Origin of the sequence: Salinibacter sp. 10B (assembly GCF_002954405.1) — a bacterium.
Classification (GTDB): domain Bacteria; phylum Bacteroidota; class Rhodothermia; order Rhodothermales; family Salinibacteraceae; genus Salinibacter.
Genome location: NZ_MQWC01000004.1, coordinates 2,523,628 through 2,537,400, shown reverse-complemented (window position 1 = coordinate 2,537,400; position 13,773 = coordinate 2,523,628). Strand labels below are relative to the sequence as shown.

The window sequence follows — 13,773 nt, the reverse complement described above, 5'->3', positions numbered from 1 at the left end:
CGGCAACCCTTCTCATGATCGCCCTCACGGCCATCCTAGTGGTCGTTCCCCCCGTGAGCGCCCAGGAGGCCGTAGACGGCCCGCTGCAACGACAGCACGTGCGCGACTACATTCGCTTGCGGGTGGACACACATCAGATGCAGGAGAAAATGAAGGCGAATGCCGATCAGTACGACGCCCTGATTCAGGCCTTTTACGAGCGCCGGGCTGCGTTTCTCAAGAAGGAGGGCTGGGCGCCTGAGGCCTTCGATGCCCTGCAGAAACGCATCATGCGGGCGGAAACCGCTCTCGAAATGGTGGCCGATTCGGCGGAGTACCGTGCCCAACAGCGTGCCGACATTCGTGCCTTCAAACAGTCGCCCCACATGACCGCCGAGGAAAGAGAGGAGGCCCTTGCGCAGGTGGCCCGCATGGATTCGATCCGGCAGGCGCGACACATCGATCCAACCCGTCGCGACTGGCCTGCCGTGCGCCCCTATCTCGATGCGCTGGAGCACCTGACTGATTACGTGGGACTCAACCGGCCCGACCCTCCTCAGATGGACGAACTCCCTCCAGCCTCCCCTAAGTGACTTCAATCGCGGAATTGGGAAGTCGGAGTGCGGGTTGAACTTCGTAACGACGCGAGATGTCGTATTCGGGGCGGAAATTCGTGGATCGGCGCAAACGTGATTCCCCAACGCTATTCTTGACTGCAATTCGTACGGGTGGTGCTATTGAAAATGTCTCTATGAGACGGAGAAAACCACCTTCGTCGCTCTTGGGAATCTGAGATTCCCAGCATCTGAGATTTCCAGGCGCGACGATGGAATTCATTTCTCACGTCTGGAGGAGTGGTTTCAAGCTGATGCAATAGCCCCCATATCAGTGATGAGTCAATCTGAGAGAGTGGGGGCTGAATTGAACACGCTGTGTTGCATCCGGCATTCAGCAGCCTGAGTACAGTTCAGGAGCCCGCGTTTCTCCGACATGAAAAACAGGACGCCCCTCGGCCTAGCGATCACGGGCAGGAGCCGATGAGTAGAACGCCAACGGCGGCCGGCAAGCGGAGCAGCTCAAACCGCACGGCGTCGGACCAATTCTGCAGAGGCGCAATAGGAATTCCCAGTTCGCTTCTCTTCACGGGTCCGTTTCCTTCGTCATGTACGTTCGTACTGCACTTCTCACGCTTCTCACCCTCTCCCTGTCCGGTCTCTTTGCTTCAACGCCGGCCCAGGACCGGGCATCCCCGCCCAAAACGACGACCGTCGACAGCGTCGACGTATACCACGGCACTCGGGTGCCCGCGCCGTATCGATGGCTGGAAGAAATCGACAGCGAGGACACCCGGCAGTGGGTTGAAGAGCAGAACGCGTACACCACGCGTCACCTCCGCCAGATTCCGGAGCGAGAGCAGATTGGCAATCGGCTACGAGCGCTCTGGGACTATCCGAAGTACGGCGTGCCGCAGCAAAAGGGAGGCTACCGGTATCACAGCAAGAATGCCGGTCTCCAGAACCACGCCGTCGTTTACGTTCAGCCCACCAATAGCGATGAGGAGCCGCGGGTTCTTTTCAACCCCAACGAGTGGAGCGAGGACGGCACGGTGTCTTTGTCTGCCTTCGCGCCCGGCCCGAACGGAAACTACGTCGCCTACGGCAAGAGCAAAGGGGGCTCCGATTGGAAAACCCTTTACGTCCGCAATGTGAACACGCAGGAGACGATGGCCGATACCCTCCGGTGGGTCAAATTCAGCAATCCGACCTGGACGACCGACGGAGAAGGCTTTTATTACGGCCGATATCCTGAGCCGAAGGAGGGCGAGGAGTACGAGGATGAGACGAAGGCACAGAAGATCTACTACCACGAGGTCGGCACGCCGCAGTCCGAGGACCGGCTCGTGTACCAGCGGCCCGACAATCCGAAGCTCGGCTTCGGCACCGACGTGACCCACGACGGCCGTTATCTGATCATCTCGGCCAGTGAGGGCACCTCGGAAAAGACCGAGCTCTACGTGAAGGATCTGACGGAAGCCGACGCGGAAATTCGCCCGCTCATAACGGGCTTCGACGCCAGCTATGACGTGATTGGGGTCGAGGAGCAAACGCTCTACGTGCAGACCAACCTCGACGCCCCCAATCGCCGCGTGGTGGCCATCGACCTTGCGAGTCCGGATCAGTCAAACTGGCGGACCGTCATTCCGGAATCCGATGCTGTTCTCCAGTCCGTGGAGCTTGCCGGCGGAAAATTGGTCGTCCAGCGCCTGAAGGACGTGAAGGGGCGCCTTGCCATCTACAGTCTGGAGGGACGGCAGCAGACGCAGGTGGAGCTGCCCACGATCGGCACCGTGGGCTCAGTGAGTGGCGATCCGGACCGCAGCAGCTTCTACTACGGCTTTACGTCGTTTACCTATCCGACGACGGTCTTTAAATACGATCTCGACACCGGGACCTCGGAAACGATCTACGAGGCAGAGGTACCGGGCTTCGAGGCCGATCGATATGCTGTGAACCAGGTGTTCTACGAGAGCACCGACGGAACGGAGATCCCGATGTTCTTGGTGCACAAAAAGGGCCTGGAGCAGAACGGAACCCATCCGACCCGCCTCTACGGCTACGGGGGCTTCAACATCACGATTACCCCCAGCTTTTCGCCGAAGACGCTGGCCTGGCTGGAAATGGGCGGCATCTACGCCGTGCCCAACTTGCGCGGCGGCGGCGCCTACGGCCAGTCCTGGCACGAGGCCGGCAAGCTAGAGAACAAGCAGCAGGTCTTCGACGACTTCGCCTCTGCGGCCCTCTACCTGATCGACGAGAACTACACCTCGCGGTCGAAGCTCGCCATTTCGGGGGCGTCCAACGGCGGCTTGCTTACCGGCGCGTCCGTCACGCAGCGGCCCAACCTCTTCGGCGCGGCGGTTGTGGAGCGCGGCGTGCTCGATATGCTTCGCTACGACGAGTTTACGATCGGGTGGGCCTGGGTGCCGGAGTACGGCTCCTCGGACGACCCGGAGCAGTTTGAGTACCTCTACGCGTACTCCCCCCTCCACAACGTGGAGCCGGGCACGGCCTATCCGCCCACAATGATAACGACTGCCGACACGGACGACCGCGTCGTGCCCTCGCACTCCTACAAGTTCGCCGCTGCTATGCAGGACGCGCAGGCGGGCGATGCCCCCATCCTTCTCCGGGTAGAAACGGATACTGGCCACGGCGGCGGTACACCGACCAGCAAAGAGATCGAGGAGACGACCGACGTCTTCGCGTTCCTCGTGGACGCCCTGAAGATGGAAGTGCCTGCATTCTCGTCTTCCGGCACTCCCTCGTCGGAGTAGGAGCCTTCCACTTCTTCTGGCAGAACCGTATCTTGACGGCATCGAACATCTCCCAGATGCCCAGGCATCATGTCGGTTCTGTCTCGCTTCTTTGTGTCCTCGTTTTTTGTTTTCCTAATGGGCGGTCTGATAGGGGCCGGCTGCACGACTGAGACGGACACTCTCCAGTCTTCGGCCGGCCCGACATCCGCTCCTGAAGAGTCCACGACGACCGCTGCTGCTTCTTCCCCTCCGCCTGCGGACAACCGCATCTACGCTCTCCTGGCCGCGGACGACAGTGTGCTGTGGGCCGGTACCGACCACGGCCTCTTTCGCCGCGCCCCGGCCGACTCGGTCTGGCAGTTTGTGACGACCGGCGCCGCAGCCGCCCGGGGGCGGGCGCACAGTATGGTGAAGCACCTCACCGAAGGCCCCCGCGGAACCCTGCTGTCGGCGCATCACAGCCTCTACCGCTCGCTCGACGGCGGCGCCACCTGGTCGTCTCTCAAAGAAAACGTACGACACGACAACGGGGGACGCTCGGACGTTTTGCTTCTTGCCCACACCGACAGCGCGCTTTTCGCCGGGTTTGCGAACGGTGGACTCCTCCGCTCCCCCAATCAGGGCGGGCTCTGGTCGCGTGTGTTGGGGAGTGAGGACCGCGGGGCGCGAGCCTTCACCGAGGCCCCTGACGGCACGCTCTACGCTGTGCTGACGGATACGTACGGTTCAGAGCCTACCGTTCACCGCTCTGAGGATGGGGGCACCACTTGGGCGCGCCTGCCCGATCCCCCGGTGCCGTTTCGCGCGCTTACTGCTGCGCGGGACGGCGTGCTCTTCGGCGTGGGGTTCGGGGCCGGACTGGAAGCCGTTCGGTCGGACGATCGAGGAGAGACGTGGCGTCCGGTGGGGGCATTGGAGCGTGTGGTCGACTTCACCCGCGACGCCAAGGGGCGCGTGCTGGGGCTCGGCATGGACGGGATGTTCGTTCGGGGCGACGATGGATGGTCTCGCCTCTCGGGACCGGACACCCGCGTCCACGCTGCCGTGCAGGTCCTTGATGGACAGTGGTACCTAAGCACCGACCGCGGAGTGATGCGCGCGCCCACCCTGGAGGGGGACTGGTCGTCCGTCAATCGGGGCCTCCGGGGCGACTGAGGCCAGATCTTGGAGAGATGGGTTGACCGTCGCGCCGCTGGACTGGGCCTTTGCGAGATTAACCGCAGGAGCATCCATCACGTCCGGCGGGGAATCCTCATAATCCCATACCGATTGTCGCACTCATCGATTGCCTGATTCGGGGCGCGGCCCAAGACCAGCTTCCTCACTTTCGTTCGGGGCGAAGGAGCGGGAAGAGAATCACGTCGCGGATGGACTCCTGGCCGGTGAGAAGCATCGTGAGGCGGTCGATGCCGATGCCGAGCCCGGCGGCGGGAGGCATGCCGTATTCGAGCGCACGGAGGTAGTCCTCGTCGATGAGGTCGGACACGTCCACGTCTTCCTCCTCGGCCCGCTGGCGCGCCTGTGCCTCGAAGCGCTCGCGCTGGTCCTGCGGATCGTTGAGCTCGCTGAAGGCATTGGCGATCTCGCGCCCGGCCACCACCAGCTCGAACCGCTCCACGAGCCCCTCCTTCTCGCGGTGCTTCTTGGCAAGGGGACTGAGCTCAATTGGATAATCGGTGATGAACGTCGGCTCGATGCACTCCGGCTCCACCGTTTCGCTGAAGATCTCGTCGAGCAGCGCCCCGAGGTCCATGTCCGGGTCCACTTCGTCCAGTCCCAGCTCATCATTGGCCACCTCGTAGACCCGCTCCGTGTCGGCCTGGTAGAGGTTGAAGCCCGTCATCTCCTCGATGGCGTCGAAGAACGGAATGCGCGTCCAGTCGCCCCCCATGTCGATTTCGTGGCCCTCAAACTCGATCACGGGATCGTCGTGGAGCGCGGTAGTGACGGTGCGGAGCAGCTCCTCCGTCATGTCCATCATCCACCGGTAGTCCTTGTAGGCCACGTAGCACTCCATCATCGTGAACTCCGGGTTGTGGAACCGGCTGAGGCCCTCGTTCCGGAAGTCCTTGCCAATCTCATAGACGCCCTCTAGACCGCCCACGAGGAGCCGCTTCAGGTACAGCTCGTCCGCAATGCGGAGATAGAGCGGCATGTCGAGCGCATTGTGATGCGTCTTGAAGGGGCGGGCCGTCGCGCCCCCGTAGACCGGCTGTAGGACCGGAGTCTCCGCCTCCAGGTAGCCGCGGTCATCCAGAAAGTCGCGCATCGTGGAGATAAGCTCCGCCCGTTGGCGGAAGACATCGCGCGTGTCGGGATTGACGAAAAGGTCGACGTACCGCTGCCGATAGCGGAATTCCTTGTCGGTGACCTCGTAGTGCTTTTCCACGACCTCCCCATCCTCCGTGACCTCTTTCACCGGGGGCGGGGGGCGCAGCGACTTGGCCAGCAGCTGGAAGTCGTCGGCCGCACGGACGGTGACTTCCCCCATTCCGGTGCGGAAGACGAAGCCCTTGACGCCCACGATGTCGCCGATGTCGAACAGCTCCGTGAAGACCTCCTCGTAGAAATCTTCGCCGAGGTCCTGTGAGCGGACGTAGACCTGAATCGTCCCACTCTCGTCCCGCAGGTCAAAGAAGGCCGAGCCGCCCATCACACGAAGCCCCGTGATGCGTCCGGCAATCGAGACCGCATACTCGCCCGGCTCCCCATCCTCCGGTTGGTGTTTGTCGTCGTCGAAGGTGTCGAGGATGTCTTCGGCGTGGGCATCTACGTCCCAGGCATAGGGATAAGGATCGATGCCCCGCTCTTCGAGTGCGGTGCGCTCCTCGCGCCGGCGTTGTTCTTGTTCGTTCCGATCGGCGGACGACGATGGCATTCGGGAAGAAGGGTCTGGGAAATGAAACAGTGAGAACGAAGGAAGGCGCCTCCAGGGCCTCCAAAGAAAAAGACGCCTCCCGGGTGCCGGGCTGCGTCTGAGGAAACGGGAAAAATCATGCGGCCTCGGCCTACGAGATCCACTCGTCGGCTTCGAGGAGCAGAGCGTCGTGATGCTCGCGGAGGAGTTGGGCCACGGCGCGGCTCAGTTCGCACGCCGGGCTGCCTTCGGCCTGGGCCGTGGTGAGCGAGGTCATGCGGCCGGTGCCCTCTTCCAGCACTTCCAGAGCATCGGTGAGGGCAAACCACCAGGGCTGGTTGTCGGCAGGGGTCGGGGGCTCACCTTGCGCACACAGGTGGATGACCTTGCCGCTGCCCTGAGAGGTAAGGGTGCTTCGGAGGAGGGCGACGGCCTGCTCGGCCGTGTTGACCATTGATTGCAGCTTTTCTTGCTGGCCGAGCGAAAGGGCGGCATCGGCCGCTTCGCGTTCGTAGGACAGGGCCCGCTCGAGGATCTGCACCGCCGCCACCGCGACGGATTGAAAGGCCGATCCTTCCTGCCCGACCCGCTCGATCAGTGCCTGAAGGGCCTCCACGTCCGGCTGAGTGACCTCGGAAGAACGGGAGTGGTCGCCTTCCTGCTCCAGAAGGAGAGGGCGGCGTTCAATGCGCTCCCGATAGGCGGTTTCGTCCGAAGTCGAGGACGCGTCGGGAGAGGCACTGCGGCGCGTATTCATGTCAACAAGCTGCTATGGGGAAGTCTGTGAGCATCACCGGCACCCGAATCTGTTTCCTGAGACATCTGCACTCTACAACCGTAGGGAAACGGGCTCAGAGGGCGCAACAATCTCATTCGGACGCCAGCGTCACAACAGCCCGTGATATCGAACAAAACCCGGTACGGGTTCCGCATTGTGTGGGTGTCGCATGAAGAAAACACCATTCTTCGAAAGAATCAATGCAAAGCCCCTGTTGAATCTGGAGAATTGGAGGAGGACTGTAGGGGTTTTTGGAGCATTTGAAGCACTTCCTCCGCAGTGGCACTGTCGAGGTGTCCCCCGCGGACGGCGGTGCGGGTCATTTCTGTGGAGAGGGCGGCGTAGAGAGGGACGAGGTGTGGGGCCGCGTCGCTCAGCGCGTCCAGGTGCGACTCGACCGTCGCACGGTCGCCCCGGGCCACGGGACCGGTGAGACTGCGTTCGGGCGAGTCCTCTTTCAGGTTTTGCCAGGTCTGGTGTACGAGCGGGGCCACGAGGTCGACGGCAGGCGCGTCCACGTCTGCCGCCGCAAACACCTCTTCCACCACGGCCATGAGGGCCACGAGTCCGTTCGAGGCCAGTGCGGCGGCGCAGTGGTACAGGGCTTTGCTTTCCGCGGTAAGCTCCACAGGACGAGCCCCGATGGTTTTGGCGAGGGCAGTTCCCGCCGCCACAGCCGACGCCTTGCCCTCCACCCCTACGAGAATGTTCTCAAAGGCTTCGGGCGGCGTTGTGGGCGCGAAGGTTTGGAGCGGGTGAAAGCTGAGCGTCGCCGCTCCCCGGTCCGCCAGCGGCGACAGGATCTCGGCGGTGTGTGCCCCGGAGGTGTGGCCCACGATGGTGTCCGCCCACGGATGATCGACCGTTGCAAGCCGCTCGGCCACGGAGGCAATCGCGTCGTCGGGGACGCAGAGGAGCACGAGCCGCACGTCGCTCGGCAGGGCCGAAACATCATCGGAATCAACTGGGGCCTCCACCCGCTCGGCCAGCGCCTGGGCGGAGTCCGCAGTTCGGCTGAGCACGGCCTGTACCGGATGCCCTTGCGTCACGAGCCGCCGGGCGAGCGCCGTGCCCACTGCACCGGCCCCTACGATGGCGACGGGCGACGTACGGGTAGGGGAGATTTCGTCCGGCATAACAGTGCGAGAGCAGTGGTCCTACGAGGGGACGGGCCGGACATGATAGGTGTTGTCGGGGGGAACGTCTATCCCAAAGGAGAAAGAGGGTACGGGCGTAGAGAGCGCGGGCGAAGAGAGCACTCACAGGTCCGTCCCGCTGAGCGTCAATCCTCACTCCTCGATCCTCTTCCCTCCCATCCGAAAAGCACGTCCGCGCGGAGCTACGCCAAGCGACCGAAAGAAGCAGACCCGCGCCACCTCCCCCACTCCCACACGCTACAGGGCAGGACTGCAAGAAGCGGGCAGGGAGCCGCCATTGCCCAATCCGACCCGCAAAAAACGGGAGCCTACAGCCCAATCGAATCGAAGAGAATGACGCCCACGGCAATGAGGATCGCGTTTGCCAGGGCAATCGGCAGCAGGTAGCGCCACCCCACGTCCATGAGCTGGTTGTACTTGAAACGGGGGAACGTCCATCGCACCCAGATGAAGAGGAAGACGAAGAAGCAGACCTTCAGCATGAGACTGAGGAACTGAAGCACCGCAAAAAGGGCTGTGCCGTCCAGGGCCGGGGCAATGTCCAGCAGTAGCGGCTGGAAGGGAATGAGGTAGCCGCCAAAGAAGAGGGTGACGATGAAGAAGGAGGCGATGAACCAGTTCACGTACTCAGCCAGGAAGAACATGCCGAATTTCATCCCACTGTACTCGGTGTGGAACCCGCCCACCAGTTCCTCCTCCGCCTCCGGCAGGTCGAAGGGGGCGCGGTTCGTTTCGGCGAAGGCCGTGACGATGAAGATCAGACCGCCAATTGGGTTGCGGATCATATTCCATCCCAACAGGGCCTGTCCGGAGGCCTGATCTTCGACGATGGTCATAAAGTTGAGCGAGCCCGCGATGAGCGCGACGGAGATGACCGCCAGGCCCATCGACAACTCGTAGCTTACCATCTGCGCCGCCGAGCGAAGGCCGCCCAGGAGTGGAAACTTACTGTTGGAGCTCCAGCCGGCGAGCGTCACGCCGTAGACGCTGATGGACGTGAGAGCCAGCAGCATCACGACCCCCACGCTGATGTCGGCCACCACTACGCCCTCGGCAAAGGGAATGAGCGCCGCCGTCGTCATTGCGATGACCACCATGAGCACCGGCGCCATGGCGTGGATGAATTTGTTCGACTGCGCCGGCTGCACGTCCTCCTTCAGCACGAACTTGAGCACGTCGGCAAACGGCTGGAGGATGCCCACAGGGCCCACGCGGTTCGGGCCGGGGCGATTTTGCATAAAGGCCGAGACGCGCCGCTCTGCGTACACCAGCAGGGAGGCTGAGAGCAGCATCCCGTTGATGACGAGAAAGGCGAAGGCGGCAGTCAGGAACAGCGATAGATCCATGTCTCCACGATGGATGAAGGCGGGTCGTCGAAAAAGGCGTGGATGCGGCAATAGGAGCCACGCAACATCCAAACGTAGTCCTCTCAGGTCACGGGCGCAACCGGCAGTACGAAGCGGCCCCCAGACGGACACATGCCGTAGGCCGTTTTTGGCGAGGATTCACCCGGTATGGGAAAGGGGCCGAACGCCTCGCCGAGCAGGATAGAGACGGACGGAGGCTAGTGGGCGAGGGAATCGGGGATCCGGTCGGAGATGGTCCAAAGGTAGATCGTGCTTCCGGCCAAGGTCTCGGTCCGGTCCGGCGACCAGGCCCCCATCCCGAAATCGTGCGAAACCACACGGTCGCCCGGGTCGAGCTGAAGAAGGAGTTTGGGACGGAGGCGGAGGTTAAGGTCGGCTTGCAAGTACAGCGTGACGACCGACGCGTTGTGCAGATCGGCGTCGAAGAGGTTTCCTTGCCGAAACGTGACCCGGTCGGACACGCCGGCCAGACGGGCCTTTGCCCGGGCCGTTCGGATCAGCTCCGGATCGATTTCAATGCCCACGCCCCGGGCCCCATACTGCTGTGCGGCGGTAATCACAAAGCGCCCGTCCCCACTCCCCAGGTCATACACCACGTCGGTTTCCGAGACGTCTGCCATTTCGAGCATCCGCTCCACGACCCGCTGGGGCGTTTTCACGTAGGCTACGTCCTTGGTAAGGGACGAATCCGTCGTCGTTGGTTTCGCGGAGGGAGACGCGCGCTCTTGTTCTTGAGCGCAGCCGGACAGCGGACCGACGGCGGCGAGCAGAAAGCCCCAGGCCAAAAGAAGGATAGTCCGTTGTATCATGAGGACAAAGGAAAAAATGCAGCACCGGTGATCATACATCCTACAAAGGACTGCCCTATCGGTTTGGTGGGCATTGGTATCATTGAACAGCATAGAGTAATGCCCTAAAGTGAAAACGATTGGGTGTAGTAGCACCTGTACAGCTGCGTCTAGTGGACCGATGGGGAGCCATTTCCTCCATTTGGACGCCCGTCGTGTCCAAATCTCTCAACGAGCCCCACGGTAGTGGGCACGAACGGGCGCCGGGCAGGTACCATGAGCGTTCCACATTCGCTATTTCGCTCCCGACTCTCCTCTCTTCCATGTCGTCCGACCTCACCCAAGACGTCGAACAGACGGCGACCAAGGCGTACGGGACCGTGCCAAATCTTTTCGAGGAAACGAATCAGTACACCGGGGCCCCGGGAGCGGTCTACGTGGCCGCCGATGCGGCCCTCATGGACGGCAACCTGCGGCCGGTCGACCAGCAGGTCGTCCTTCTCACGATGGCGCGCTACCACGATAGTCGGTACGATGCCGTCGTGCATGCGCGCATGGCACTCGATGCGGGGCTCTCACCGAAGGTGATCGAGCAATTGCTGGCGGGAGAGACGGTGTCGGACGATCGGATCCAGGCCCTCGTGGAGGCCACCCTCACGTCGTGTGAGGAACGGGGCTGGTTGGATGCCGACACGCTCCGCGACTTTCAGGAGCGGGGGGTGGGGCGCGGAGAGCTGTATGAGATTTTTGCCTTCATTGGGCTGAAGACGTTCACGAGCTTCACCAGTCACATCGCGGATCCGGACGTGGACCCCCCTCTGGAAAATGTTGAGGATGCACTCGACCACGTTCCGGATGAGCCGGACACGATCGAACGGCAGCGCCTGTTTATGGGCTGAATGCGTAGGCGCGTGGAAGCGCGGAGAAGAGAGGCCGCAACCGAGGCCCTCTCCTGCAGAAGAACGCTCTGAGGGCAGGCTTGGGAATCATACAAACAGCAGTCGGCAAGCAGCCGTCTGCGGTCGCAGAATACCAAGGAGACGAAGGTCACCTCATTCAAAGATCGACAGATAACACATCGTCTGAACCGATGCCCGATCAATCGACCAGTGCCCCCTCTACCGATGCCGTGGAGGAGGTGCGCGACATGGCGAAGGACTTCTACGGCGGCTTCGTGCCGAACCAGATCAAGGTGCTGAATGAGCACAGTCCCGCGGCGGCCCGCGCCTACATCGCCACGATGGACTTGGTAGAGCAGGGCGAGTTGCCGGATCACGAACGGGAGGCGGTTATCCTTACCATCTCCCGGTACAACGACTGCCACTATTGCACCCGCACCCATGCCTTTTTGGGGCGGCAGGCCGGGCTCGACCAGGAGACCATCGAGACCATCCACCGGGGGGGGCTTCCCGAGGACGATCGTTTGCGGACCCTCGTCAAAGCGACCCGCCTCCTCCTCGACAAGCGGGGCTGGCTGGATGAGGACGACCTCTCCAATCTACAGTGGGAAGGCATCGGCAAGACCGAGCTCTACGAGATCAATACCCTCATCGGCCTCAAGATCTTTAGCAACTACGTCAATCACATCGCCCAGACGGAGGTCGACGATCTCGTCACGGAGAATGATGACATTCAAGAGATGTGGCCGGTGCTCGGCAAGATGGACTGGTAGGATTCACCCCCAGACGATGTGGCTTTTCTCTTGCCAGAGCGTCCATCCCTCGGGTGAGAAGGTGTTTTCGGGGCAGGGGAAAGTCGAAGGTTGGAAGGTTGAGGAAGAGGTCCCCTCACCCACGATGAGAGGCATGTAGCGCAGAACTCAAAACCGTCGCCCTTCCAACCTTCAACTTTCCGACGAGGACGTCAGCAGAACCCTTTGGACGACATATCCAGTCAGCTGGGGTTATTTTTCAACGTCGTGTCGCGTTTCCCCCTCCCCATACACCACAAACTTCTCCGTCGTGAGCGCGTCGAGCCCCATCGGGCCGTAGGCGTGCAGCTTGGTGGTGGAAATGCCGATCTCGGCGCCGAGGCCCAGCTCGCCCCCGTCCGAGAAGCGCGAGGACGCGTTCACCAGCACGACCGAGGCATCGATCGAGCGCACGAAGCGCCGAGCCGTGGGCAGCGTGTCGGTCACGATGACCTCGGTGTGGTTGGAGCCGTACTCGGTGATGTGGTTCATCGCCGTGTCGTCGCTGTCCACCACGCGCACCGCCAGCGTCAGGTCGAGGTATTCCGCCGCGTAATCGTCCTCCGTCACCTCAGACACGCCGTCCAGAATCTCACGGGTACGTTCGTCGCCGCGGAGTTCCACGTTGGATTTGTCCAGAAGCTGCTGGGCGCGGGGCAGAAAATCCTCCGCCACGTCCTCGTGCACGAGCATAGTCTCGAGCGCGTTGCAGACACTCGGGCGCGAGACCTTGCCGTCCAGCAGTAGGTCCTCCGCAATCTCCAGATCGGCATCGTCGTCCACGTAGAGGTGGCAGACCCCCTTGTAGTGCTTGATGACGGGGATGCGGCTCGTCTCGTCCACGAACCGGATGAGTCCCTCCCCCCCACGGGGGATGATGAGGTCGATGTGCTCGTTGAGCGTCAACATCTCCTGCACCGCTTCGCGGTCGGTGGTGGGGATGAGCGTCACGGCGGCCGGGTTCACGTCTTCGGCCTCCAGGGCGCGATGCAGCGCCGCAGCGACGGCCTGGTTCGAATTGAACGCATTCGACCCGCCGCGCAGCAGCACCGCATTTCCGGCTTTAAAGCAGAGGCCCGCGGCGTCGGCCGTCACGTTGGGACGCGCCTCGTAGATCATGCCGATGACGCCGAGCGGCACGCGCATCTTGCCCACCTCGATGCCGCTGGGTCGCTTCCGGGTGCCGCTCATCTCGCCCACCGGGTCGGAGAAGGACGCCACGTCGCGCAGGGCGTTGGCCATCTTCTCGATGCGTTCGGGGGTGAGGAGCAGCCGGTCGAGGAGCGCCTCGGACAGGCCCTCCTCACGCCCATTCTCCATGTCGGTCTCGTTGGCGGACAAGATCGCGTCGGTCGACGCTTCCAACTCGTCAGCCATGCGGCGGAGGACGCGGTTCTTCGCGTCGGTCGAGAGGGTGCTGAGCTCCCGTGCGGCGGTTGCACACTCGGCCGCCAGCGATTCGACGGACACGGCGTCACGTGATTCGGGAGTGGTGGTCTGCGGGGCAGTCTCAGGCATGAGGAGTGGAGAACGTACATTCGTGTGTAATCACGGGCGAGCTATAACCTAATACAGCCTCGGTTGCTCCATGGAACTTCAAGCGGCGGCAGGCGGGACGAACACGGGTCCGGATGGGCCTCCAGCAACAGCCAGAGGGCAATCCCAAACTTATCCACAACCGGCTGAGCCTGATCGAGCACCAGAAGGAATAACGGAGATCCAGTTTGCAGAAATGGGGAGGGACACGACGACGCACTCCCCGGGTTTGGTTCTGTTATTGGGGCGGGTTAGCTCGGCAGAAGGCCGCTCTGGAGACTTATCCACACTCCATCCACATACGA

General features: G+C 62.3%; 11 protein-coding genes. 5 read left to right on the top strand and 6 right to left on the bottom strand.

Annotated features, from left to right (window positions below):
- Positions 1-14: 14 nt before the first annotated feature.
- From BSZ35_RS10465 to BSZ35_RS10455, 3 genes are all read left to right on the top strand, one after another.
- Positions 15-572, top strand: a complete 558-nt coding sequence (locus BSZ35_RS10465; protein ID WP_105012383.1) for a hypothetical protein — start codon at positions 15-17, stop codon at positions 570-572.
- Between the two features lie 569 nt (positions 573-1,141).
- Entirely contained in the window at positions 1,142-3,313 is a 2,172-nt protein-coding gene (locus BSZ35_RS10460) for a prolyl oligopeptidase family serine peptidase (protein ID WP_105012382.1), read from the top strand.
- 69 nt (positions 3,314-3,382) lie between these two features.
- Complete coding sequence (locus tag BSZ35_RS10455; RefSeq protein ID WP_105012381.1) at positions 3,383-4,450, top strand: hypothetical protein; 1,068 nt, start codon at positions 3,383-3,385, stop codon at positions 4,448-4,450.
- Between the two features lie 166 nt (positions 4,451-4,616).
- Here BSZ35_RS10455 and lysS read toward each other — a convergent pair whose 3' ends face one another.
- The 5 genes from lysS to BSZ35_RS10430 all read right to left on the bottom strand — a co-directional run bounded on the left by lysS (position 4,617) and on the right by BSZ35_RS10430 (position 10,263).
- Complete coding sequence (lysS, locus tag BSZ35_RS10450) at positions 4,617-6,173, bottom strand: lysine--tRNA ligase (RefSeq protein WP_105012380.1); 1,557 nt, start codon at positions 6,171-6,173, stop codon at positions 4,617-4,619.
- A gap of 130 nt (positions 6,174-6,303) precedes the next feature.
- On the bottom strand, positions 6,304-6,909 hold the full coding sequence (locus BSZ35_RS10445) for a hypothetical protein (protein ID WP_105012379.1): 606 nt from the start codon (positions 6,907-6,909) through the stop codon (positions 6,304-6,306).
- Positions 6,910-7,127: 218 nt separating this feature from the next.
- Positions 7,128-8,066 carry a DUF2520 domain-containing protein gene (locus BSZ35_RS10440; protein ID WP_105012378.1) on the bottom strand — a complete coding sequence of 313 codons (939 nt, stop codon included), beginning with the start codon at positions 8,064-8,066 and terminating at the stop codon, positions 7,128-7,130.
- A gap of 329 nt (positions 8,067-8,395) precedes the next feature.
- On the bottom strand, positions 8,396-9,433 hold the full coding sequence (nuoH, locus tag BSZ35_RS10435) for an NADH-quinone oxidoreductase subunit NuoH (protein WP_105012377.1): 1,038 nt from the start codon (positions 9,431-9,433) through the stop codon (positions 8,396-8,398).
- Positions 9,434-9,651: 218 nt separating this feature from the next.
- The gene (locus tag BSZ35_RS10430) at positions 9,652-10,263 is read right to left on the bottom strand and encodes a methyltransferase domain-containing protein (RefSeq protein WP_105013812.1); all 612 of its coding nucleotides are present in this window, start codon (positions 10,261-10,263) and stop codon (positions 9,652-9,654) included.
- A 302-nt stretch (positions 10,264-10,565) separates the two neighbouring features.
- Between BSZ35_RS10430 and BSZ35_RS10425 the strand changes: the two genes are divergently transcribed.
- Together BSZ35_RS10425 and BSZ35_RS10420 are read left to right on the top strand one after the other, a co-directional pair.
- Positions 10,566-11,141 (top strand): carboxymuconolactone decarboxylase family protein, encoded by a 576-nt coding sequence (locus BSZ35_RS10425; RefSeq protein WP_105012376.1) that lies wholly within the window; start codon positions 10,566-10,568, stop codon positions 11,139-11,141.
- 191 nt (positions 11,142-11,332) lie between these two features.
- Entirely contained in the window at positions 11,333-11,914 is a 582-nt protein-coding gene (locus BSZ35_RS10420; protein ID WP_105012375.1) for a carboxymuconolactone decarboxylase family protein, read from the top strand.
- A 231-nt stretch (positions 11,915-12,145) separates the two neighbouring features.
- Here BSZ35_RS10420 and BSZ35_RS10415 read toward each other — a convergent pair whose 3' ends face one another.
- Entirely contained in the window at positions 12,146-13,450 is a 1,305-nt protein-coding gene (locus tag BSZ35_RS10415) for a glutamate-5-semialdehyde dehydrogenase (RefSeq protein ID WP_105012374.1), read from the bottom strand.
- Between the last annotated feature and the right edge of the window lie 323 nt (positions 13,451-13,773).